This is a genomic window from Mycobacterium sp. E3339 (assembly GCF_001666915.1).
Lineage (GTDB): Bacteria > Actinomycetota > Actinomycetes > Mycobacteriales > Mycobacteriaceae > Mycobacterium.
In genome coordinates this window covers 12,279-34,418 of record NZ_LZIZ01000189.1, presented here as the reverse complement: position 1 = coordinate 34,418, position 22,140 = coordinate 12,279, and the positions used below count along the sequence as shown (strand labels likewise).

Here is a 22,140-nt window from a genome sequence, read left to right as displayed (position 1 = left end):
CGACTCGGGCGCCGTTGATTTGGTTCCACCCGATTTTCGGTTCATTCGATCGCATGCGCGGACCGCACCGCCAGCTCGCAGGGGCCACGCACGGCCTCTTCCTTGCCGGACCGGCTCTGGCACCCAAGGCTGATCCGCACCGACCCGTCGAGCAGCACCGTCCACCGCACGTCATGGGCGGCGCGGACTTCGCGGTACGTCACCGCCGGCCTGCCGACGCTTGTCGCGAAGGGGTTGAAGTCGACGAACACCCCGGCCGGCTCCGCGTCGATCGCGCGTTTCAACCGCTCGGCGGTGGTGTTCAGCGTGTCGCCTGCGACCGGCGACTGCGTGACGTGCAACGCCACCTCGGGATCGGATGGCGAGGTGACCTGCACCCGGGCCGACCCCGGCCCGGCCACCACCCGCTGCGTGGACCAGCCCGCGGGCACCGTCACCGCCACCCGGCCTTCCACCAAAAAGGTGGTGGGCGGGGCTTCCACCGCCGGCGGGGTGACCGTGCCGTGCCGGTCCGGGCTGATCAGGGCGGGGGCCACCACCAGCGCCACGGTGGCCGCGCCGACGGCGCTGAGTGTGCGCGCGCCGAATCGCACACGATGGCCACCCGGCCGGCGCGGCTCGTCGAGCTCGGAACCCGCCAGCCGGGCCAGCCGGGCGTCGTCGATTTCCACCACCGTCCGCCCGTTGCCGCGCACCGCTTCGGCGACGGACTTGCCCAGGGTCGACGCCCCAGCGACCGTGCCGGGGGCGTCGATCAACACGACGGCGGCGGTGGTGCTCACGATGGCGGTCACCACCTCGTCGGCGACGGGATGTGGTTCCGGCCTGCGCGGTACCGCAACGATGTCGGGCCCACCGATCACCACCATCCGGTCGGCGATCTCCACCACGATCGCCGCCTTTGCGTCGGCGCCCGCGGCCCGCGCCAACAACCCCGAACGGGGCCTCGCCCGCACGTCGCCGAAAGCGGTCTTCGCCGCCCCGCTTACCACTCCCACGCGCGACGCCGACCACCAAGACGGATGCACCACGACCACGCCCCCGCCGCGCGGGCAGGCCACGGACCGCAGCGCGTCAGCCCACAGGGAAGCAACGTCGACCGGGCGATCGCCCACCAATGCCACCCGATCGTCTATCGCGCGCAGCGCCGCCTCGACGATCTCGGAATTTCCGTCTTGAGTGACGATGCTTGTCCCGCAACATAATCGGCGGATCGTGCCCGGACCGGTTTCGATGATGGTGCGATGCGCACTCACGGCGCGCTCCAGGCCACCTGGACGAGTTGCTCGTCGCCCGATCGGGTGAGTAGAACACCGCGGCCGGCCGGCAACCGCGCCGCGCGACGGGAGCCGAACGGCCCGTCCTCGCGTGGGCAGCCGTTCATCATCAGGGTCGTGCAGCCGAGGTCACGCATCCCCGCCAGCAGAGGCTCGAAAAGCGCGCGCTCCGCGCCGCCGCTGCGCCGTGCTATGACCAGATGTAAACCCAAATCCTGTGCGTAAGGCAAAAATTCGGCGATCGGCGCAAGCGGGTTTCCGCCCGAGCCGGCCACCAGCTCGTAGTCGTCGACGACGAGGAAGATTTCCGGCCCCGAACGCCAACCCCCGGCTCGCAACTGCGCCGGACTCGCATTGGCAGGCGGCATTCGCCGCCGCAACAAATCAAGAAGATCCGGCAGCAATCCGGACAACGCGCCTGCCGACATGGCATAGCCGCCGAGGCGCTCCGGCGCGACGACGCCGAGCAGCGAACGCCGGAAATCGACGATCGCGAGATGGGCCTGCGCGCTGGTCTTCGTCCGGACGATCTCGCGGCATAGTGTCCGCAGCGTCGCCGTCTTGCCACATTCCTTGTCGCCGAGCACGAGAAGATGTGCGTGTTGGTCGAACTCGCACGTCACCGGTGCCAGTCGACGCTCCTCGACGCCCAGCAGGACGCGGTCACCCGCCCGCTCCACAACGGTGTCGCGCTCGACCAATCTGGGCAGCACCGCTATTGGCGGCGCCACCGATTCGGCGGGAGGGATCTCGGCCAGGGGCAAGGCGATCATCATGTGCGACCCGTCGCTGCAAAGCCCGCGGCCCGGCTTGTCCCGGGGCACGTGTTGCGCCGCTTTGCGGTCGAGTTCGGAATCGGCGGGATCCCCCAGCCGCAGCTCGATGCGCGTGCCGATCTGGTCCCGCAATGCCGGCCTGATCTCGGCCCATCGCGTTGCCGACAACACTACGTGCACCCCGAACGAAAGGCCCTGTGTGGCAACGGCCGTGATCGAAGCTTTCAGCTCATCGAATTCCTGCCCTAGTCGCGCCCAGCCGTCGATTACCAGGAAGACGTCCCCGAACGCATCGCCGTGCGGCGCCTTGCACCGCGCGCGGAGCGTACGGTACTCGGCGATCGACGTGATCCCGTGATCGCTGAAGATGTTCTCGCGCAGCTGGATTAGCGACTCGCATTCGGCAACCATCCGCGCGACGAGTCGCGGCTCGGCCCTTCCTGCAACCGCGCCGACATGCGGGACGGCCCGAGTCGATGTCAGCGACCCACCGCCGAAGTCCATGCAGTAGAACTGCACCTGCCCCGGATCGTGAGTGGCCGCCAAGGCCGTAATCAGTGTGCGCAGCGCCATCGACTTTCCCGACTGGGGCGCCCCGATGACCGCGACATTGCCTGCTGCCCCACGCAGATCGACCATCAGCGGCGTCCGCAGCTGCTCGAAGGGACGGTCGATGATGCCGACGGGAACCGTCAGGGCATCCGGCGCGGGCGCAGCGTCGAGAAGCAGCGTGTGCAGGCTGGGTGCCCGGTCCAGCGGGGGCAGCCACACCCGGTGCGCGGGCGGCCCGTGTCCGCAGAGCAGGTCCAGGACGGCTCGCAGGGTCGTCGGTTCGGACGGCGCACTGGTGCCGCCGGGGCGGGTGATCGCTCCGACAGTCCAAGACTCGAACCGCCGTACGGCGGGATTGCCCACGGAAACAACGGCCGGCGCGCGCGACGGTGCCGGGCCGGAAACGTATGCCGCGGAGAAGCGGATCAAGTCTCCGCCGCTTGTCCGCAGATAACCCGCTCCGGGGGTGTTCGGTAATTCGTGCGCGTCGAGCGTTCCCAGCACCGCCCGTGATTCGTTGGCCGACAGTGTCTTCAAGCAGATCCGATAGGAGAGATGGGCGTCAAGACCGCGCAGCCTGCCCTCGTCGAGTCGTTGGCTGGCCAGCAACAGGTGCATGCCCAACGACCGGCCAAGCCGCCCGATCGCCATGAACATGTCGGCGAAGTCCGGGTGTTGGCTGAGCAGCTCGGAGAACTCGTCGACGATGATGAACAGCGTGGGCAGGGCGGGCGATGTGGCGCCCGCCGGGCGCCCACGTCCGTACGCCGCGGCGCTGACGCAGCCCGCCGCGCGCAGCAGCTGTTGTCGGCGATTCATTTCACCTGCCAGGGCGTCGCGCATGCGGGCCACCAGCGGTGCCTCGTCGGCGAGATTCGTGATGACGGCGGCGACATGCGGAGCGGACGCGAAATCGAGAAAGGTCGCGCCGCCTTTGAAGTCGATGAGCAGCAGATTGAGCACCGCGGGAGAGTTGCGTGCCATCATGCCGAGCGCGATCGTCCGCAAGAGTTCCGACTTGCCCGAACCGGTAGCCCCGACGCAGAGCCCATGCGGGCCCATGCCGTTTTCCGCGGCCTCCTTGATGTCCAGTTCCACCGGTGTTCCGTCCGCGCTGACCCCGATCGGGATGCGGAGCCGATCGCGGCTGCGCCACAACGGGATCGGGTCGAATAATGTCATGTCGCCGATTCCCACCAGGGCCGCCCAATCGGTGGCGGCGCGGCGGGAGGCGGCGTCGGCCCGGTACATCGCCAATCGGCGCGCGCATACCAGTGCCTCCAACGTGCTCATCCGGTCGGGGTGCGGCACCGTTTGGGTTTCGCCGGAGCGGCTGATCGTCACCGGCGCGTCGTCGCGGCCGCCGCCGAGTTGGACGACGGTAGCGCCCGTGATCTTGTCGATGGTCTCGTCGACCTCGGCGATCACCACCGTGTGCTCGCAGCGGATTTCGCCGACCGCCGCTCGTGCCTCGGCCACACTCCGATACATCAGCCGCGCCTGACCCGCTTCGTCGGCCGCGATCGGATGTTGGTTGTGCGGCAACCATTTGAGCCACTCCCAGTGCCTATGGCCCCGGTCCGGGATCGCGGCGACGATCCGCAATTGATCGGGCGGGTGCAGAACGGCGAGTTGGCAGATCATCGCGCGTAGCAGCCCCCGCGTCGCGGACGTGTCGCCTTCGAGCCTGACGCACGGGCTTTCCCGCAGGGCGGCCGTGATGGGCGCGATGACCGTCGAATGCGCACGCATGAACCGGTCCAAAGCGGCGGCGGTGACCGGGTCGGCAGGCTCCGCCGTCGGCGGGGCTACCAACCGGGTGGCCAGCGGCTGGGCCCCGACGCCGATTCGGACGCGGCAGAAATCGGCGTCGGTCGCCCGCCGCTCCCACATCCGGGGTCCCCCGATCAACGTCCACAGGGTGTCGGGGTCCGGGTGAGCCCACGTCAGCGAGTAGCACTGTGCCGCAGCCGTTTCGGTGGCCGTGACGCGCAGCCGACTGAGGTATCCGAGGTAACGGAGGCGATCGGCGTCGATGCCGCCGCCCCGTTGGCGGGCGCGCGCTGAGACCGCGGTCATCACCGTCGAGGCCAGCATCATGATCGGGAAGGCCAGGAAAATCGGCGTGCGGCTGCCGCCCGACCCCAACGCCAACGTCGCCGCCACGACGCCGCATCCCGCGACGGCCAGCACGGCCGGCAGCAAGCGGAATAGCAAGCCGGCCGTAGCCGGCGAAGGCGGCTCCGGCGGCGCCTCGACGACGAGATCGCCGGTCGCCACCGTCGGTGGCTGCCGCCGCGCTGCGGGCACGAAACTCTGGGTCATCTCGTCCCTCCCGTTGGGCGACGGTAGGTAGCACCGACATGCACGGCAAGTCGGTTGTGGACAGCCGTAGACCGGGCGACGGAAACCTGGCTACGTTCGGGCAATCCGACCGAAGGGGTTTCGTCGTTGCCTGCAACCGATTCAGGGCTCCGCCGCGTATCGATCCATGCCGGCAGCGCCGCCGCCGACCTGGTCCTGCCGGCCGAGATACCCCTCGCCGTCCTCACCCCTACCATCGTCGACATCTTGGAGGTAAGCCATGCCCACAACCGTCTGACCGCGAAGCGCTACCACCTGTCGCTCCCCGGCTCCTCCCCCCTGGATCCGTCGAAGTCGCTGGCGCAGAGCGGTATCGGGGACGGCACCGTGCTGCTGCTGAGCCAGCCGCCGGCCGAGCCACCCGCCCCTCGTCACCACGACACCGCGGAGGCCATGGCCGAGGCGCTGGCAGCGGCTTCAGAACCGTCCGGATTCCCCGCCCGCCTCGCCGGGGCGGTGGCGGCGGGCTGTGTGATCGCTGTCGGTGCGCTGGCGCTGGCACGAAATGCCCTGGTGGCCAACGCGCCGCGCACCGCCGTGGGGGTGCTGGCATGCGCGGGTCTGGTCGCGCTGCTGTCGGCGGTGGTTGCCCACCGGGCGTATCGCGACGCGGTTGCGGGGCTGACGCTTGGCGCGATGGCCGCCGCGTTCGCCGCGGTGGCCGGCTTGCTCGTGGTGCCGGGGCCGCCGGGCATCTGCAATGTGCTGCTGGCCGCGACGGCGGCGGCCGCCACCTGTGTCGTGGCTATGCGCGTATCGGGCTGCGGCGCGGTCACATTGACCGCCGTGTCATGCGCGGCGACGGTCGTCGCCGTCGCCGCGTTGGTGGGGGTGGTGACCGCCGCACCGCCGCACGCCATCGGCGCCGCAGCCGGGCTGGCATCGCTCGGCATGGTCGCGGCGGCGGCGCGGGTGTCGATCGTGTTGGCGGGGCTGTCAACTCGGCTGCTCTGGACACCGGCCATGGACGAAACGGATGCGGATGAGTGGCGCCTGCGGGAACGGGCGCGGCGTGCCGACGCCTGGTTGTCGAGCCTGCTTGCCGGGTTTTCCTCTGCGGCGGCGGTCGGCGCCATCGTCACCGTGCTGGCCGGTGCCCCGCGCCTGTCGTGCATGGCGTTCGGCGGCATCACCGGCGCCCTGTTGCTGCTGCGCGCGCGTTGCGCTGACGGCGGCCGGATGGTGACGTTCATCGCCGCCGGGATCGCCGTCGTGGGAGTCACTTTCGGTGTCGCCGCTTTCGGCGCGCCGGGGCAGGGGCCGTGGGTCGCCGTGGCCACGGCGATGCTGGCCGGCGCGGCGATGTATCTCGGCTTCGTCGCACCGGCAGTGACGCCTCCGCTCCTGGTGCGCCGAGCCATCGATGCGCTGGAGTGGCTTTCGCTCGTCGCGTTGGTGCCCCTGACATGCTGGCTCTGCGGACTTTACGGCTTCGCGCGGGGACTGAATCTCAGGTGAGGGCGTCCGGCGTCGCGCGCCTGCTGGCGGTATCGACGTTGGTTTGGGCGCCGTTGGCCGGACCCGCTCCGGCGCAAGCGGTTTCGCCGCCGCAGGTGGATGACAAATGGCTGCCGAATCCCGCGCGCCCCGCACCACCGTGGCCGACGGTGCAACGCGAGGTTTGTGCGACGATGACGACGGGATCCGCACCGAATCGGCTGGCCGGCCTGCCCGACCTGTCGCGGGTCCTGCAGCTGAGCCGCGGCGCCGGGCAACGGGTGGCCGTCATCGACACCGGTGTGTCGCGGCACCGCCTGCTGCCGGACGTGGTGGCGGGCGGAGACTTTGTCTCCAACGGCGACGGCACCCAGGATTGCGACGCGCACGGCACGCTGGTGGCGGGAATCGTTGCCGCGAAACCGGATTCCGGCGTCAGCGGAATGGCGCCCGAAGCGACTTTGATCAGCATTCGTCAATCCAGCGCTAAGTTCTCCCCGGCGACCGATCGATCCCGCGGGGGCGTTGGCGACGTCGACACCATGGCGAAAGCCGTCCGCACCGCCGCCGATCTCGGGGCTTCGGTGATCAACATCTCCTCGGTTGCTTGCGTTCCGGTCGCATCGGCGCTGGATGACCGCGCGCTGGGCGCCGCCCTGGCCTACGCCGTCGACATCAAGAACGCCGTCGTCGTGGCCGCCGCGGGCAACACCGGCGGGGCCGCGCAGTGCCCCCCTCAGCGCCCGGATGCCACCTGGGAGACCGTCACGGTCGCGGTCAGTCCGGCCTGGTACGACGACTACGTGCTGACCGTCGGTTCCGTGAGTCCCGAAGGGTCGCCGTCGGCATTCACCCTTGCCGGCCCGTGGGTCGATGTCGCGGCCCCCGGCGAGGCAGTCACCCCGCTCGGTTCGGAACCGGTGTCCGGCACCAGTTTTGCCGCCCCGGTGGTCAGTGGGCTGGCAGCGTTGATTCGGGCCCGCTTCCCCACGTTGACCGCGCGGCAGGTGATGCAGCGCATCGAATCGACGGCGCATCACCCGGCCGCCGGGTGGGACCCGGTCGTCGGCAGCGGCACGATCGACGCGTTGGCGGCGGTCAGCACGGATGTTGGCCCGTCCCCGCCCACCTCGGCACCGGCGCCCGCGCCGATCACCACGCGGCCACCGGCCGCGCCCCAGGACACGCGGCCGCGGAACACGGCTTTGCGCGGCGCCGCAATCTGCCTTGCCGCGTTGGCGATCGCGCTGGTCGCCGGCGTGGCGGGGGGCCGACGACGGGGTACCGGGAGTCGGTCAGGTTGAACGGGTCGATGGTTGCGCCTCGCGTCAGGCAGTGATCTTCGTAACTGAACCAAGGCCCCGTTAGGACCCCTAGCGCTCGGTTTCGGCACTAGGTAACCGGCACGTCATCAACGTCCCTGCGTCAAGCCTTCCCGAGCTTCCGCTTCGGTCATACCCATTACCGCGAAGTGGAGGATGGAAGTCAGGGTCTTGAACTCGGTCGCTTCTACGACCGAATTGATCGTGCCCGCCCGAACGGTCGAGCGCGGCCTATCGCACTCGATGCAGAGAACCCCGAAGGCTTCACCGTGGTCGTGCAGTTGCAGTTTGATGCCGGTCATTGCGCGAGTTTGCATTCGAAGGCCGCGGGCGTCTACGTCGGTGAAGCCATACGACCGGACCTGTGTTTCTTCCCAGTCAGCACGGCTAGCGGGCATGGTCACAACCGTCGGGGTACCTACTCCGCGCCACAATCGGCCGATGAAACCCTGTGTGTCGGGATATGAGTCCCGGCCGACCCGCGCGTAGTCGACGTTCGGTGATACCCGCCCAACAAGATAAAGGGAATTATCCCGGTGCCGGTAGACCGACAAGCGGGTGTCGTTCGAGTAGATGTTCACCGAAGTGGCAAGTTCGCGCAGAAGAATGTTGACGATGTCGATTAAGCGAACGGTGTGCGCGGTGACGCGGTTGCTAAGGTCCTCGACTTGCCGAATCAGATGGGTGTTCTGAATGGTCAATTGGGTGAGCGTAGGGCGATGCCTGGTCCGTTCATAAGCGATGGACGCAACCGCGATTGCTAGGCCCACCAGTAGCAGAGTCAAGACGATCGGGCGGACCCAAAGCCACGATGCGCCTATCCCGGCCATCCCGAGGACACCGGCGCTCAGCGCCGTGAGCACGTCCGAGGTGCATTCGCGCAACCACATACGGCATCGCTGCCGCCGGGTCAAAAGACTCTGGCTCGACGACGCCATTATGCAGACAGGTACTGACCCAGCGCTTCGACTAGGCGAGCGTCAATTCCCGCTGCCGCTCTCGCCAATGTGAACTGTGTGGAGAACCACGGAGAACCTCGATGATCGCCGCAGCTGCAGCGGCAGCATCCGCATCCGCATCCACAACGTCGTCGCTGACCATCACCAGATTGATCAAAACGCTGTCACCGTCACCGATTTCAACCCGCAACTGTGACACCCCATACCGTTCCTTCTCGAATCCTTCGAGGCAGGCGCGCATCTCGGCCAATGCGTCCTCGCGGCTCTGTCCCTCTACCCCGAAGTGCGCACTTGACTGAACACCCATAGCGTCCGCCTCTCTCAAACCTCGACCCGCTACGTCGAGTGAATCGGCAAGTATGTGGAAAGTGTACGGCCCACGCCGACAGGTTGATGTAGTCAGCGACGCACGGCTGTGCATGAAATGCGGCGCGATGGCGTGGGCCACGTTTCCGACCCGCCATGCTGAAAGCGTTGGCCGGCCGAATGATGGGGCACAGGCGTCTACACGGCAAGGGTGGTGACTCACTACGGGGAGCCCGTGACGGAGTCGCGGGGGATTGACGCCTTCTCTCTGCTCAGCTCCGGCCCAGCGGGGAGCAGGGCCAGGACCGGCCACGGCGCCGGGATCGCCGCCGGCAGTCCGAGGTCGTGTGCGGCGTCGTCGTCGTGAATCGCGAAGCGCACCCCGGAGTCGGTGACCAAATAGCGCGCGCCGGCCCGCACGTAGGCGCTCCGCCCGGGCGGCACGTACACGGCGTCCAGGGCGGGCCCGGGGCCGTCGGCCTGCGCCAAAGACATCGGCGGCCGACCCGGCGGGAGCGGCAGCCCACTGCCGACCGATAACGTGACGCCGGGTTCGCCGGGCGGCACAACCGGCCAGGAGACACACAACGCGCTGACGTCGTCCGAAAGCGTCGGCGCCCGCTCGGGGAAGCCGGCCACCGGCAGCGCGTCGTTGATCGGGGCGGAGCGGATCGCGTCGGGCGCCACCGCCACGACGGTGGCCGTGCCCTGGGAGTTGCCGAAGCGCAGGAGGTCGGCGGCCACCTGCCCGATGCGCTGGACGCCGTCGGCAAGCACCGCGTAATACTCGTCACCGCCCGCTTGTGTGACGCGCACCACACTGCCCACCGCAAATCCGGGCAACGCAGCCGCCCTTCCGCCGGCGCCGCGCACCCTCGGCGTCCTGATCGGCGCCGCCTCCGGGATCGCATCCAGCAACGCGGGCGAGACGCGGCGCGGTGCGCGCCCGTCGAGCCGGAGCGCGCGCACCACCGCGGCGTCGGTGACGTCCACCAGGGCCCGCTGCCCGTCGTAGAGCAAGTAAGTCGGCGAACCCGGGCCGGCCGCGACCAGGGTGGCTTGCCCAGCGCCCAGGCGGCGGACCGGCGTTTCGTCAGTGCGCCCCGCGATCACCGTCGTCGCGCCGGGGCCTTCCGTATCGCAGATCGTCCAGCCCGAGTCGGCCGCCGGCAACGGTTCGCCGATGAGCTGCGGCGCGCCCGGGATGCCCAGCAGCGGGCCGCGTTTGGCCCGCGCCAGGTCGGCCTCGGGTGCCGATCGGGGGCTGGCCGCCGTCCCCACGACCAGCCGCGCGGATGCCAGGTTCGGCACCGGGTGCCAGGTATCGCCCACCCGCACGTAAAGCGCACCGGATTCCCGCCCCATCACCAGTTGGGCCTCGTCCAGCGCCACCCGTGGCCGCAGCAAACCAGCGAGCCCAGCCACCGCGACGGCGATAGCCGCCAGCGCGCACCCGGCCGTCAGCGCCGCCCCTGACGAGGGCGAGCGTGCGCTGAGCGTGTGGATATCCCCACCCAGCAACGCGCACTCGGCACGACGCAGCAGAAATCGGTGACCGCTGACGTGCAGCCACGTGGTCGGCCGACCCGGCACTGATCCCCCAACCCCCGTACTTCCTGGGCACACGGTAAAGCGGCCGGCCGCGCGGCCGCTTAATTGATCCACAGGCCAGCGAACTTTCGAACCGTGCTTAGGGTAGGTAAAGTTACGGCGTGTTTTCCCACCGCTTAGGTCGCTGGGTGGGCCCGGGGGTTTCTGCAGTGGTCACCGCCGCCGGCCTGCTCGTATCCCCCGCTGCGACGCCGACGGCCTCCGCATTTGACTGCCCGGACGTCGAGGTCATCTTTGCCCGCGGCACCAACGAGCCGCCCGGCCTGGGCCGGGTGGGCGACGCCTTCGTGGACTCGCTGCGCGAGCAGACCCACCTGAACATCCTCCCCTACGGGGTGAACTACGCGGCCAGCAAGCTGCAGCTGCACGGCGGTGACGGCGCCAACGACACCATCGACCGCGTCAAGAAGAGCGTCGAGACCTGCCCGAACACCAAGATCGTGCTGGGCGGCTACTCGCAGGGCGCGTCGGTGATGGACATCGTGGCCGGCGTGCCGATCGGCGGCATCAACTGGGGCAACTCGCTGCCGGCGCAGTACGCCCCCAACATCGCGGCCGTCGCCACCTTCGGCGACGTGGCCGACCGCGCCGGCGGCACGCTGCCCAGCCAGAGCGCGCTGCTGGGCTCCAAGGCGATCGACCTGTGCAATCCCAACGACCCGATCTGCCACGCCGGCCCGGGCAACGAGTGGAGCGGGCACACCGAGGGTTACGTTCCGGTGTACACCACGCAGGCCGCCGCGTTCGTCGCCTCCAAGCTGCTGGCCGGCACCGGCCAGTCGGTTCCCGGCTTCGGACCGCCGCTGGGTCCGGTTCCGGGCAGCACGCCGTCGCCGGTGAACGGGCAGACCCCGCCCGGCTCCCCGCCGTCGATCCACGGCGGGACCGCTCCGGCTCCGGCCGCGCCCGACACGGTGACTCCGCAAGCTCCTCTCGTCTGAATCGTTACCGGCCCGCGATCATCGCGCCCCTAACATCGTGGGGTGAGGCTTATTCCGTTGACGCTGGGCGCCGGACTGCTCGCGGGAGGCGCGATAGTGGTTGCTCCGCAACTGCTTCCGCAAGCGTTCGCCTCGTGCCCCGGCGTTGAGGTGGTATTCGCCCGCGGCACCGACGAACCGCCGGGTGTCGGCAAGGTCGGCGGGGCGTTCGTCAACGCGCTGCGCCAGCAGACTTCCAAAAGCGTTGGCTCCTATGGGGTGAACTACCCGGCCAACAAGGACTTCCTGGCCGCCGCCGACGGCGCCAACGACGCGAGCAATCACATCCAGCAGATGGCCGGCAACTGCCCCAACACCAAGCTGGTGCTCGGCGGCTACTCGCAGGGCGCCGCGGTGGTCGACATCGTCACGGCCGCACCGGTGTCCGGGCTGGGATTTCGCCAGCCTTTGCCGGCCGCGGCCGCCGATCACGTGGCCGCCGTCGCGCTGTTCGGCAATCCGTCCGGCCGCGCCGGCCAGCTGATGAGCGCACTGACACCGGAATTCGGCGGCAAGACCATCGACCTGTGCAACCCCGGCGATCCGATCTGCTCGGGCGGCACCCAGTGGGCGGCGCACCTGAGCTACGTGCCGGGCCTGACGAACCAGGCCGCGCGTTTCGTCGCCGCCAAGGTTTAGCGGGTGCGCAGGTCCCGGGTGATCAGGTTGCGCGCCTCCAGCTGGTCGTCCGGCGGATAGTCGACGCGCACCAGCGTCAGCCCGTGCGCCGGCGCGGCCGCGTAGTCGCTGGAACGGCTTGTGGCGCTGAGCAATTCGCGACACCACGACGCCGGTCGGCGGTGTTCGCCGACGGCCAGCAGCGCCCCGACCAGTGAGCGCACCATCGACCAGCAGAACGCGTCGGCGGTGACGTGCGCGGTGATCAGGTCGCCGTCGCGCGCCCAGTCGAAGCGCTGCAGGTCGCGGATGGTGGTGGCGTTGGGTCGGTGCCGGCAGAACCCGGCGAAGTCGTGCAGCCCCACCAGCTCTCGCGACGCCGCGGCCATCGCGTCGACGTCCAGCGGGCGCGGCCACGCGGTGACGTAGCGCGCCTGCTGCGGCTGCGCCCCGTAGGGCGCCGTGGAGAGCCGGTACACGTAGTGGCGCCGCAGCGCCGAGAACCGGGCGTCGAAACCCGCTGGGGCGCGGGCGATATCGAGCACTCGGACGTCGGTAGGCAGGAACCGGCCGAGCCGGCGCACCAGCGGCCGGAACTCCGGCTCGCCGAGCGGCGAGCGCGGATAGGCGTTCGGCAGCGCGTCCAGCGGCACGTCGAGGTGGGCCACCTGCCCGGTGGCGTGCACACCGGTGTCGGTGCGCCCGGCGGCGCGCAGCCGAACCGGCGTGCGGAACAGGGTGGTCAGCGCCTCGTCGAGAATCCCGGCCACGGTGCGCTGGCCGGCCTGAGCGGCCCAGCCCGCGAATTCCGTTCCGTCATAGGCGATGTCGAGCCGCAGACGGACGTGATCGTTAACTCTCGTCAGCCTCGTCGGCCTCTTCGGCCTTCTCCGCCTCGGCGCGTGCCTCGATGGCCTCGTCGTGCTTTTCCTCGGCGGCGGCCTCGGCCTCGGTCGCCTCCGAAGCCTCGGTGGACTCCGAAGCCTCCGGCGTCTCCTTGGCCTCGGTCTCGGTCGCCTCCTCGGCCGTCGGGCCGACGGCTTCGGAAGGCTCGACCGCCGCCTGAGGTGCCGCCGCCGCCGCAACCGGCGCCTTCTTGGGCGTCTTGGTCCGGCGCGCCCGTTCGGCCTCCGAGGTCACCGTCTTCTCCAGCACCAGCTGGATCACCGCCATCGGGGCGTTGTCGCCCTTGCGCGGCTCCACCTTGATGATGCGGGTGTAGCCGCCGTTGCGGTCGGCGAAGAACGGCCCGATCTCCTCGAACAGCTTGTGCACGACGTCCTTGTCGCGGATCTTCTTGAGAACCTCACGACGATTGTGCAGCGTGCCCTTTTTCGCGTGCGTGATCAGCTTTTCGGCATACGGCCGCAACGCGCGCGCCTTCGGTTCGGTCGTCTTGATCTGGTTGTGCTCGAACAGCGACGTGGCCAGGTTGGCCAGCAGCGCCTTCTGGTGCGAAGACGACCCGCCGAGGCGAGGACCCTTGGTGGGCTTGGGCATTGCACTATCTCCTAAGTGGGGCCGACCCCCGTATCAGGTAGGGCCGGGACGGACGTCTTTAGTTGTGTCCGGTTCCTCAGCGGCCGCTGCACGGCCGCATCGTCACCGGACTGATTAAAGCTGTTCGGTTTCCGCGTAGTCCTGGTCGTCGTAGGCGCCCTCGGTGGACCAGGTGCCGGTGGCCACGTCGTACCCGGCCACCTGCGACGGGTCGAAGCTCGGCGGGCTGTCCTTGAGCGACAGACCCAGCTGGTGCAGCTTGACCTTCACCTCGTCGATGGACTTCTGACCGAAGTTGCGGATGTCCAGCAGGTCGGACTCGGTGCGGCTGACCAGCTCGCCGACGGTGTGCACACCCTCGCGCTTGAGGCAGTTGTACGACCGCACCGTCAGGTCCAGGTCGTCGATGGGCAGCGCGAACGAGGCGATGTGGTCGGCCTCAGCCGGCGACGGCCCGATCTCGATGCCCTCGGCCTCGACGTTGAGTTCGCGTGCCAGACCGAACAATTCGACCAGGGTCTTACCGGCCGACGCCAGCGCGTCGCGCGGGGTGATGGAGCTCTTGGTCTCGACGTCCAGGATCAGCTTGTCGAAGTCGGTGCGCTGCTCGACACGGGTCGCGTCGACCTTGTAGGTGACCTTGAGCACCGGCGAGTAGATGGAATCGACCGGGATGCGGCCGATTTCGGCACCCGAGGCGCGGTTCTGCACCGCCGGCACGTAGCCGCGGCCCCGCTCGACGACCAGCTCGACCTCGAGCTTGCCCTTGTCGTTCAGCGTGGCGATGTGCATGTCGGGGTTGTGCACCGTCACACCGGCGGGCGGCACGATGTCACCCGCGGTGACCGCGCCCGGGCCCTGCTTGCGCAGGTACATGGTGACCGGCTCGTCCTCCTCCGAGGACACCACCAGGCCCTTGAGGTTCAGGATGATCGCGGTGACGTCTTCCTTCACCCCGGCGACGGTGGTGAACTCGTGCAGCACGCCGTCGATGCGGATGCTGGTGACGGCCGCGCCGGGAATCGACGACAGCAGCGTGCGCCGCAGCGAATTGCCCAGGGTGTAACCGAATCCGGGCTCCAGGGGCTCGATGACGAACTGCGAGCGGTTGTCGGTGAGGACTTCCTCCGACAGGGTGGGTCGCTGAGAGATCAGCATGGTGTTTCTTCTTCTCCTTCTCGGCACCCGCTATTTGATGCCGACTGTGTTGTCCGCTCCGACCCGCCGCGCCCGGCTTCACCGCGCTTGCGATCGTCGCAGCCCTGCGCCGGGTTCAGCGCGGGGAGTCTTACTTCGAGTAGAACTCGACGATCAGCTGCTCGGTGAGCGGCACGTCGATCTGCGCCCGCTCGGGCAGCTGGTGGATCAGGATGCGCTGGCGCTCCCCGACCACCTGCAGCCAGCTCGGGATCGGGCGGTCGCCCGCCGTCTCCCGCGCGATCTGGAACGGCACGGTGTTCAGCGAGCCCTCGCGCACGTCGATGATGTCGTACTGCGACACCCGGTAGCTGGGCACGTTGACGTGCACGCCGTTGACGCTGAAGTGGCCGTGGCTGACCAGCTGGCGGGCCATCCGGCGCGTGCGGGCGAGCCCGGCGCGGTAGATGACGTTGTCCAGCCGGCTTTCCAGGATGCGCAGCAGGTTCTCACCGGTCTTGCCGGAGACGCGGTTGGCCTCTTCGTAGTAGCGGCGGAACTGCTTTTCCATGACGCCGTAGGTGAAACGGGCCTTCTGCTTCTCCTGCAGCTGCAGCAGGTATTCGCTCTCCTTGATCCGCGCGCGGCCGTGCTGGCCGGGCGGGTAGGGGCGCTTCTCGAACGCCTGGTCGCCACCGACGAGGTCGGTGCGCAGCCGGCGCGACTTGCGGGTGATGGGTCCGGTGTAACGAGCCATGATCCTTGTTCCTAGACCCTTCTGCGCTTCGGCGGACGGCAGCCGTTGTGGGGCTGCGGGGTGACGTCGGAGATCGCGCCGACCTCGAGGCCCGCGGCCTGCAGCGAGCGGATCGCCGTCTCCCGGCCCGAACCCGGGCCCTTCACGAACACGTCGACCTTGCGCACACCGTGCTCCTGCGCCTTGCGCGCGGCGTTCTCGGCGGCGAGCTGCGCGGCGAACGGGGTCGACTTCCTCGAACCCTTGAAGCCGACGTGACCCGACGACGCCCAGGCGATGACGTTGCCCTGGGGGTCGGTGATGCTCACGATCGTGTTGTTGAACGTGCTCTTGATGTGGGCGGCGCCGTGCGGGATGTTCTTCTTTTCCCGCTTGCGGGTCTTCTGCCCCTTCTTGGGCGCAGAGGCTGCCTTCTTGGCTGGTGGCATGGGCGATTACCTGGCCTTCTTCTTGCCGGCGATGGTGCGCTTCGGGCCCTTGCGGGTGCGCGCATTGGTCTTGGTCCGCTGGCCGCGCACCGGCAGGCCGCGGCGGTGCCGCAGGCCCTGGTAGCAGCCGATCTCGATCTTGCGGCGAATGTCGGCCTGCACCTCGCGGCGCAGGTCGCCCTCAACCTTGAGGTTCGCTTCGATGTAGTCACGCAAGTGGGTCAGCTGGTCGTCGGTCAGGTCCCTGGTGCGCAGGTCCTTGTCGATCCCCGTCGCTGCCAGGATCTCGTTCGACCGGGTGCGGCCGACGCCGAAGATGTACGTCAGCGCGATCTCCATCCGCTTGTCGCGCGGGAGATCGACGCCTACTAGTCGAGCCATAGGTGGCGTTTCCTCTTTTTCTATGCGGAGGTCTGATCCCAGCCCGTTCCCGCTCCAAAGTTTGGGGCGGGGCCCGGCCTCCGTTCCGGGCGTGATGAACGGCCTATCCGCTCAGTGGTGCTGGGAGGTCTGCATTCAGTTGTGTGGCAAGCGCTTCGGGTCAGCCCTGACGCTGCTTGTGGCGCGGATCGGAGCAGATCACCATGACCCGCCCATGCCGACGGATCACCCTGCACTTGTCACAGATTGGCTTGACGCTCGGGTTCACCTTCACGGCTGTTCGATCCTGTTCTTCTCGTTGTCTGGTCGGGCTTACTTGTACCGGTACACGATGCGGCCCCGGGACAGGTCGTACGGAGACAGCTCCACCACCACCCGGTCCTCGGGCAGGATGCGGATGTAGTGCTGCCGCATCTTGCCGCTGATGTGGGCGAGCACCTTGTGTCCGTTCTCCAGCTCAATGCGGAACATCGCATTGGGCAGGGGCTCGACCACGCGGCCCTCGACCTCTATGGCACCGTCCTTCTTGGCCATATATCTTCAGCAATCCTCGTCTTTGGTTTCGTATCCTTGAGTGCGCCCATATCGGCGCAGCATTCGCCCGACTAGAAACGTGAGCCAAGGGCAGGAAATTCCAGGAATTCCTAGGACAGGGCACGCAAAAAGTCGGCGCGGATGACGCACCGTTGTCCCACGATACCTGGTCAGGCGCCTGACCCAAAATCGCCAGCAGCGTAATCCGCCGGGCCGGCAAAGCGCCGCCTCGACCTGCCGTCAGGGCCCTGACGAGGGCATACTTGAATCCGATGACGAGTCCCGCGAGTCCCGCAGAACCATCCACCCAGCCTCGCAAGCCGGTCCTGCTGACCGTCGACGACGATCCCTCGGTCTCCCGCGCGGTCGCCCGCGATCTGCGCCGCCAGTACGGCGACCGGCACCGGATCGTGCGCGCCGAGTCGGGCCCCGACGCGCTGGAGACGCTCAAGGAGCTCAAGCTGCGCGGTGAGACGGTCGCGGTGCTGATCGCCGACTACCGGATGCCGCAGATGAGCGGCATCGAATTCCTCGAGCGGGCGATGGACCTGTACCCGGCGGCGCGCCGCGTGCTGCTCACCGCCTACGCCGACACCCACGCCGCCATCGACGCGATCAACGTCGTCGACCTCGACCACTACCTGCTCAAGCCGTGGGATCCGCCGCAGGAGAAGTTCTACCCCGTCATCGACGGGCTGCTGGACGCCTGGCGGGCGTCCCCCGAGCACCCGATCCCGCACACCAAGGTGATCGGGCACCGCTGGTCGGAGCGGTCCTGGCAGGTGCGCGACTTCCTGGCCCGCAACGGCCTGCACTACTCCTGGTTCATGGCGGACGAGCCCGACGGCGAGCGGCTGCTCACGGCCGCCGGCGAGGACGGCCTGCGTCTGCCCGTCGTCGTCACCGAGCGCGGCGACACCCTGGTCGAGCCCACCGACGCGCAGCTGGCCGACACCCTGGGCCTGACCACCACGCCGTCGCAGGAGTTCTACGACCTGATCGTCATCGGCGGCGGCCCGGCCGGCCTGGCCGCCGCGGTCTACGGCGCGTCCGAGGGGCTGCGCACGGTGCTCATCGAGCGCACCGCGACCGGCGGCCAGGCGGGCCAGAGCTCGCGGATCGAGAACTACCTCGGCTTCCCCGACGGGGTGTCCGGCGGCCAGCTGGCCGACCGCGCCCGCCGGCAGGCCGAGAAGTTCGGCGCCGAGCTGATCACCGCCCGCACCGCCACCGCGCTGGAGGTCAACGGCCCCAAGCGCACCGTGCGGTTCGCCGACGGCGGCTCCATCGACGCGCACGCCGTCATCCTGGCCACCGGCGTCGCCTACCGCCAGCTCCCGGCGGAAGGCTGTGGCGAGCTGACCGGCAAGGGCGTCTACTACGGCGCGGCGGTCTCCATCGCGTCGGAATGCGCGGGCGAGGAGGTCTACGTCGTCGGCGGGGCCAACTCCGCCGGCCAGGCCGCGATGTACCTGTCCCGCGAGGCCAAGTCGGTGACCATCGTGGTGCGCGCGCCGTCGCTGGACGCCTCGATGTCCTACTACCTGATCCAGCAGATCGAGCAGCGGCCCAACATCACCGTGCGCACCTGCACCGAGGTGCGCCGCGCCGTCGGAGCGGACCACCTGGAGCGGCTGACCCTGGTCGACAACCGGACCGGGGAGACCGAGGACGTCACCTGCGCGCGGATGTTCATCTTCATCGGCGCCGCCCCGCGCACCGAGTGGCTGGACGGGGTGCTCGCCCGCGACGACCACGGCTTCGTGCTCACCGGACCGGACCTGCGCAACGTGTGCGGCTGGACGCTGGACCGCCCGCCGCACCACCTCGAGACCAGCGTGCCGGGGGTGTTCGCCACCGGCGACGTGCGCGCCGAGTCCGCCAAGCGCGTCGCGGCCGCGGTCGGCGAGGGGTCGATGGCCGTCATGCTGGTGCACCGCTACCTGGCCGAATCGTGACCGCCAAGACCCCGTGCGAGCCCGACGAGCTGCGCAGCCTGTTCCTCTTCGAGGCGCTCAGCGACGAGCAGCTGGCGGTGCTGTGCAGCAACGGGCACATCGAGAACTACGAGCCGGGACCCATCTGCGTCGAGGGTGAGCCGGCGACCTGCTTCTACGTCCTGATCGAGGGCGAGCTGACCATGTCGAAGCTGTCCGGCGGCCAGGACATCGAAACCAACCGCACCTCGCAGCGCGGCGTCTACTGCGGGGCCTGGCGGGCGTTCACCGGCGGCAAACAGAAGAGCTACGACGCCTCGGTGCACGTGACCAAGCCCTCCCGGTTCTTCGTGATGGACGCGCCGGTGTTCGCCCAGTTCATGAAGGACCAGTTCCCAATGGCGGTGCACCTGCTCGACGGCATCGCCGTCGGCACCGACCGCACCCGCCGGATCATCGACAACCGGGAGAAGCTGCTGGCGCTGGGCCGGCTGTCGGCCGGGCTGACCCACCAGCTGAACAATCCGGCCGCGGCCACCGTGCGCGCCGCGTCGGAGCTGCGGCAGCGAGTCGCCGGCATGCGCCAGAAGCTCGCGATGCTCGCCGACGGCACCGTCAGCCCGGAGGCGCTGCGCGCGCTGGTGCGCCTGCAGGAGGAGGTCGCGGCCCAGGTCGCCAAGTCGGCGTCGACGAACCTGACCGCGATCGAGACGGCCGACCTGGAGGACGCCGTCGGCGAATGGCTCGAGGAACACGACATCGAGGGCGGCTGGGACATCGCCCCGACCTTCGTCGAGGGCGGCATCGACACCGATTGGCTGGAACGCATCGCCGCGGCCACCGAGGAGCTCGGCGCGTCGACGTCGCTGGAGAAAGCCATCCGCTGGCTGACCTACACCGTCGAGGGCGAGCTGCTGCTGAACCAGATCCTGGAAGCGAGCAAACGGATTTCGGCCCTGGTCGCCGACGCCAAGCAGTATTCGCAGATGGACCGGGCCCCCTTCCAGGTGGCCGACATCCACGATCTGCTGCGCAGCACGCTGGTGATGTTCGCCGACCGGCTGGGCCGCGACGCCGCCGTGCAGGTGGCCAAGGACTTCGACAAATCGATTCCCGAAATCCCTTGCTACCCAGGCGATCTCAATCAGGTGTGGACCAACATCATCGACAACGCGATCGCCGCGATGGGTGATGCGGGCGGCACGCTGACCATCCGCACCTGCCGCGAAGGCGAGAGCATGGTCCGCGTCGAGATCTGCGACACCGGTCCGGGGGTGCCCGAGGACGTCCGCGAGCACATCTTCGAGCCGTTCTTCACCACCAAGCCCTTCGGCCAGGGCACCGGCCTGGGGCTCGATCTGGCGTTCAACATCGTCGTGAAGAAACATCGCGGCGACCTGCGGGTGGAATCGGTCCCCGGCGACACCCGGTTCATCGTGCTGCTGCCGCTGGAGCCGCCGCCCCCCGACGCGAGTTCGCTGGACCCGGAATAGCGGCCTGCGCCGGCGGGTTGGGAACGACCATGACCGATGCAGCGAGCAAGCCCAATCTTGGCCGGTTCGGATCGTTCGGACGCGGCGTCACGCCCCAACAAGCCAAAGACATCGAAGCCCTGGGCTACGGGGCCGTCTGGGTGGGCGGTTCACCGCCGGCCGAGCTGGCCTGGGTCGAGCCCATCCTCGAGGCGACGACCACCCTGCAGGTGGCCACGGGCATCGTCAACATCTGGACCGCACCCGCCAAGCCGGTGGCCGAATCGTTCCACCGCATCGACAAGGCCTATCCGGGCCGGTTCCTGCTCGGCATCGGCGTCGGCCATCCCGAGGCGCACACCGAGTACCGCAAGCCCTACGACGCGCTGACGGAGTACCTGCAGCAGCTCGACGACTACGGGGTGCCCGCCAACCGCCGCGTGGTGGCCGCGCTGGGCCCGCGCGTCCTCAAGCTGTCGGCCGAGCGCGCCGCCGGGGCCCACCCGTACCTCACCACCCCCGAGCACACCGCGCACGCCCGCGAGCTGATCGGCCCGTCGGCGTTCCTGGCGCCCGAGCACAAGGCGGTGCTGACCACCGACGCCGAGAAGGCGCGCGCGGTCGGCCGGCGGGCGCTCGACATCTATTTCCAGCTCGCCAACTACCGCAACAGCTGGAAGCGGCTCGGCTTCACCGACGAGGAAGTCACCAAACCGGGCAGCGACCGCCTGGTGGACGCGGTGGTGGCCTACGGCACCCCCGAGGCCATCGCGGCCCGGCTGAAGGAGCACCTCGACGCCGGCGCCGACCACGTGCCCGTGCAGGTGCTGACGAAGGATGACAACCTTGTCTCGGCGCTGGCCGAATTGGCGGGGCCGCTCGGATTGAACGCATAAGGGGGACGTAGATGACCGGCGCCGCAGCACTGAAACCCGACCTGGGCCAATTCGGCGTATGGCTGCCGGGGCGCTCCATCACCCCCGAACTGGCCGAGCGGATCGAGTCGCTGGGCTACGGCGCCGCCTGGGTCGGCGGTTCCCCGGACGCCGACCTGTCCTGGGTCGAACCGGCCCTGGAGCGGACGACGTCGCTGCAACTGGCCACCGGGATCGTCAACATCTGGACCGCGCCCGCGCAGGCCGTCGCCGAGTCCTTCAAGCGCATCGAAAGCGCTTATCCCGGAAGGTTTTTGCTGGGGGTGGGCGTCGGGCATCCCGAGCACACCCAGGAGTACGTCAAGCCGTACGACGCGCTGGTCTCCTACCTCGACGAGCTCGACGCGGCGATGGTGCCGACCAGCCGCCGGGTGCTCGCGGCGCTCGGGCCGCGCGTGTTGCAGTTGGCCGCGCGGCGCAGCGCCGGCGCGCACCCTTACCTGACCACCCCGGAACACACCGCGAAGGCCCGCGAACTGGTCGGCAACTCCGTGTTCCTGGCGCCGGAACACAAGGTGGTGCTCACCACCGACCCGGAGGAGGCCCGCGCGGTCGGCCGCCGGTACGCCGACTTCTACCTGGACCTGAGCAACTACGTGAACAACTGGCTGCGGCTCGGCTTCAGCGAGGCCGACGTCCGCAAGCCGGGCAGCGACAAGCTGATCGACGCGGTGGTCGCCTACGGCACCCCGGAGGCCATCGCGCAACGGCTGCGCGAACACTGCGACGCCGGGGCCGACCACGTCGCCGTCCAGGTGCTGGACGCCGCCGGCGACGACGCGGTGATTTCGGCGCTGAGCGAATTGGCCGGACCGCTGGGGCTGACTCGCACAAGCTGATCGAGCCGCTCGGTTAGG

General features: G+C 69.0%; 21 protein-coding genes. 8 read left to right on the top strand and 13 right to left on the bottom strand.

Annotated elements, in window-relative coordinates:
• Positions 1 to 41 precede the first annotated feature (41 nt).
• Together A5702_RS17395 and eccCa are read right to left on the bottom strand one after the other, a co-directional pair.
• On the bottom strand, positions 42 to 1,256 hold the full coding sequence (locus tag A5702_RS17395) for a type VII secretion-associated protein (RefSeq protein WP_068222177.1): 1,215 nt from the start codon (positions 1,254 to 1,256) through the stop codon (positions 42 to 44).
• Positions 1,253 to 4,930 (bottom strand): type VII secretion protein EccCa, encoded by a 3,678-nt coding sequence (eccCa, locus tag A5702_RS17390; protein ID WP_068222175.1) that lies wholly within the window; start codon positions 4,928 to 4,930, stop codon positions 1,253 to 1,255. Before eccCa ends, A5702_RS17395 begins: the two co-directional genes overlap by 4 nt.
• Positions 4,931 to 5,056: 126 nt before the next feature.
• On the opposite strand from eccCa, the gene eccD reads away from it, so the two are divergent.
• Both eccD and mycP read left to right on the top strand, forming a co-directional pair.
• Positions 5,057 to 6,427, top strand: a complete 1,371-nt coding sequence (eccD, locus tag A5702_RS17385; RefSeq protein ID WP_068222173.1) for a type VII secretion integral membrane protein EccD — start codon at positions 5,057 to 5,059, stop codon at positions 6,425 to 6,427.
• Positions 6,424 to 7,710, top strand: coding sequence for a type VII secretion-associated serine protease mycosin (mycP, locus tag A5702_RS17380; RefSeq protein WP_055403409.1), 1,287 nt, complete (start codon positions 6,424 to 6,426; stop codon positions 7,708 to 7,710). The genes eccD and mycP overlap by 4 nt, the downstream gene beginning before the upstream one ends.
• A 107-nt stretch (positions 7,711 to 7,817) precedes the next feature.
• Here the strand turns inward: mycP and A5702_RS17375 are convergent, their stop codons facing one another.
• The 3 genes from A5702_RS17375 to eccB all read right to left on the bottom strand — a co-directional run bounded on the left by A5702_RS17375 (position 7,818) and on the right by eccB (position 10,586).
• The gene (locus A5702_RS17375) at positions 7,818 to 8,429 is read right to left on the bottom strand and encodes a hypothetical protein (RefSeq protein ID WP_156349557.1); all 612 of its coding nucleotides are present in this window, start codon (positions 8,427 to 8,429) and stop codon (positions 7,818 to 7,820) included.
• A 268-nt stretch (positions 8,430 to 8,697) separates the two neighbouring features.
• Entirely contained in the window at positions 8,698 to 8,994 is a 297-nt protein-coding gene (locus tag A5702_RS26425; RefSeq protein ID WP_156349556.1) for a hypothetical protein, read from the bottom strand.
• 221 nt (positions 8,995 to 9,215) lie between these two features.
• A complete protein-coding gene (gene eccB, locus A5702_RS17370) occupies positions 9,216 to 10,586 on the bottom strand; it encodes a type VII secretion protein EccB (protein WP_068222170.1) in 1,371 nt (456 codons plus the stop codon).
• 119 nt (positions 10,587 to 10,705) lie between these two features.
• Here eccB and A5702_RS17365 point away from each other — a divergent pair, with 119 nt between their 5' ends.
• Together A5702_RS17365 and A5702_RS17360 are read left to right on the top strand one after the other, a co-directional pair.
• A complete protein-coding gene (locus A5702_RS17365) occupies positions 10,706 to 11,545 on the top strand; it encodes a cutinase family protein (protein ID WP_068222167.1) in 840 nt (279 codons plus the stop codon).
• 57 nt (positions 11,546 to 11,602) lie between these two features.
• Complete coding sequence (locus A5702_RS17360) at positions 11,603 to 12,223, top strand: cutinase family protein (RefSeq protein WP_055403405.1); 621 nt, start codon at positions 11,603 to 11,605, stop codon at positions 12,221 to 12,223.
• On the opposite strand, the gene truA is transcribed toward A5702_RS17360, so the two are convergent.
• The 8 genes from truA to infA form a co-directional block, all read right to left on the bottom strand.
• Positions 12,220 to 13,068: a tRNA pseudouridine(38-40) synthase TruA gene (truA, locus tag A5702_RS17355; protein WP_197281252.1), complete on the bottom strand. Its 849-nt coding sequence runs from the start codon at positions 13,066 to 13,068 to the stop codon at positions 12,220 to 12,222. The two genes, A5702_RS17360 and truA, sit on opposite strands and share 4 nt — an antisense overlap.
• A complete protein-coding gene (gene rplQ / locus A5702_RS17350; protein WP_055403403.1) occupies positions 13,055 to 13,702 on the bottom strand; it encodes a 50S ribosomal protein L17 in 648 nt (215 codons plus the stop codon). The genes truA and rplQ overlap by 14 nt, the downstream gene beginning before the upstream one ends.
• Positions 13,703 to 13,816: 114 nt before the next feature.
• Positions 13,817 to 14,860, bottom strand: a complete 1,044-nt coding sequence (locus A5702_RS17345; RefSeq protein WP_055403402.1) for a DNA-directed RNA polymerase subunit alpha — start codon at positions 14,858 to 14,860, stop codon at positions 13,817 to 13,819.
• A 130-nt stretch (positions 14,861 to 14,990) separates the two neighbouring features.
• The gene (gene rpsD, locus A5702_RS17340) at positions 14,991 to 15,596 is read right to left on the bottom strand and encodes a 30S ribosomal protein S4 (RefSeq protein ID WP_055403401.1); all 606 of its coding nucleotides are present in this window, start codon (positions 15,594 to 15,596) and stop codon (positions 14,991 to 14,993) included.
• A gap of 11 nt (positions 15,597 to 15,607) precedes the next feature.
• Positions 15,608 to 16,024 (bottom strand): 30S ribosomal protein S11, encoded by a 417-nt coding sequence (gene rpsK / locus A5702_RS17335; RefSeq protein WP_046182344.1) that lies wholly within the window; start codon positions 16,022 to 16,024, stop codon positions 15,608 to 15,610.
• 6 nt (positions 16,025 to 16,030) lie between these two features.
• Positions 16,031 to 16,405 carry a 30S ribosomal protein S13 gene (gene rpsM, locus A5702_RS17330; RefSeq protein WP_007167900.1) on the bottom strand — a complete coding sequence of 125 codons (375 nt, stop codon included), beginning with the start codon at positions 16,403 to 16,405 and terminating at the stop codon, positions 16,031 to 16,033.
• Positions 16,406 to 16,565: 160 nt separating this feature from the next.
• The gene (rpmJ, locus tag A5702_RS25830) at positions 16,566 to 16,679 is read right to left on the bottom strand and encodes a 50S ribosomal protein L36 (protein WP_003879483.1); all 114 of its coding nucleotides are present in this window, start codon (positions 16,677 to 16,679) and stop codon (positions 16,566 to 16,568) included.
• A gap of 38 nt (positions 16,680 to 16,717) precedes the next feature.
• Entirely contained in the window at positions 16,718 to 16,939 is a 222-nt protein-coding gene (infA, locus tag A5702_RS17325; protein WP_003418601.1) for a translation initiation factor IF-1, read from the bottom strand.
• A 272-nt stretch (positions 16,940 to 17,211) separates the two neighbouring features.
• On the opposite strand from infA, the gene A5702_RS17320 reads away from it, so the two are divergent.
• From A5702_RS17320 to A5702_RS17305, 4 genes are read left to right on the top strand one after another with little or no spacing between them, the layout of a single operon-like run.
• Positions 17,212 to 18,897, top strand: a complete 1,686-nt coding sequence (locus A5702_RS17320; protein ID WP_055403421.1) for an FAD-dependent oxidoreductase — start codon at positions 17,212 to 17,214, stop codon at positions 18,895 to 18,897.
• Positions 18,894 to 20,369 (top strand): ATP-binding protein, encoded by a 1,476-nt coding sequence (locus A5702_RS17315; protein WP_055403400.1) that lies wholly within the window; start codon positions 18,894 to 18,896, stop codon positions 20,367 to 20,369. Before A5702_RS17320 ends, A5702_RS17315 begins: the two co-directional genes overlap by 4 nt.
• A gap of 29 nt (positions 20,370 to 20,398) precedes the next feature.
• Positions 20,399 to 21,244, top strand: coding sequence for an LLM class F420-dependent oxidoreductase (locus A5702_RS17310; RefSeq protein WP_046182367.1), 846 nt, complete (start codon positions 20,399 to 20,401; stop codon positions 21,242 to 21,244).
• An 11-nt stretch (positions 21,245 to 21,255) separates the two neighbouring features.
• Positions 21,256 to 22,122 (top strand): LLM class F420-dependent oxidoreductase, encoded by an 867-nt coding sequence (locus A5702_RS17305; RefSeq protein WP_055403399.1) that lies wholly within the window; start codon positions 21,256 to 21,258, stop codon positions 22,120 to 22,122.
• The last annotated feature ends 18 nt before the right edge of the window (positions 22,123 to 22,140 follow it).

Bases quoted from the DNA above. Each gene is read 5' to 3' on its own strand.
- rpsD (WP_055403401.1), bottom strand. From the start codon at position 15,596: ATGGCTCGTTACACCGGACCCATCACCCGCAAGTCGCGCCGGCTGCGC.
- rpsM (WP_007167900.1), bottom strand. From the start codon at position 16,405: ATGGCTCGACTAGTAGGCGTCGATCTCCCGCGCGACAAGCGGATGGAG.
- rplQ (WP_055403403.1), bottom strand. From the start codon at position 13,702: ATGCCCAAGCCCACCAAGGGTCCTCGCCTCGGCGGGTCGTCTTCGCAC.
- infA (WP_003418601.1), bottom strand. From the start codon at position 16,939: ATGGCCAAGAAGGACGGTGCCATAGAGGTCGAGGGCCGCGTGGTCGAG.
- A5702_RS17320 (WP_055403421.1), top strand. From the start codon at position 17,212: ATGACGAGTCCCGCGAGTCCCGCAGAACCATCCACCCAGCCTCGCAAG.
- A5702_RS17310 (WP_046182367.1), top strand. From the start codon at position 20,399: ATGACCGATGCAGCGAGCAAGCCCAATCTTGGCCGGTTCGGATCGTTC.
- A5702_RS17345 (WP_055403402.1), bottom strand. From the start codon at position 14,860: ATGCTGATCTCTCAGCGACCCACCCTGTCGGAGGAAGTCCTCACCGAC.
- rpsK (WP_046182344.1), bottom strand. From the start codon at position 16,024: ATGCCACCAGCCAAGAAGGCAGCCTCTGCGCCCAAGAAGGGGCAGAAG.
- A5702_RS26425 (WP_156349556.1), bottom strand. From the start codon at position 8,994: ATGGGTGTTCAGTCAAGTGCGCACTTCGGGGTAGAGGGACAGAGCCGC.
- eccCa (WP_068222175.1), bottom strand. From the start codon at position 4,930: ATGACCCAGAGTTTCGTGCCCGCAGCGCGGCGGCAGCCACCGACGGTG.
- A5702_RS17305 (WP_055403399.1), top strand. From the start codon at position 21,256: ATGACCGGCGCCGCAGCACTGAAACCCGACCTGGGCCAATTCGGCGTA.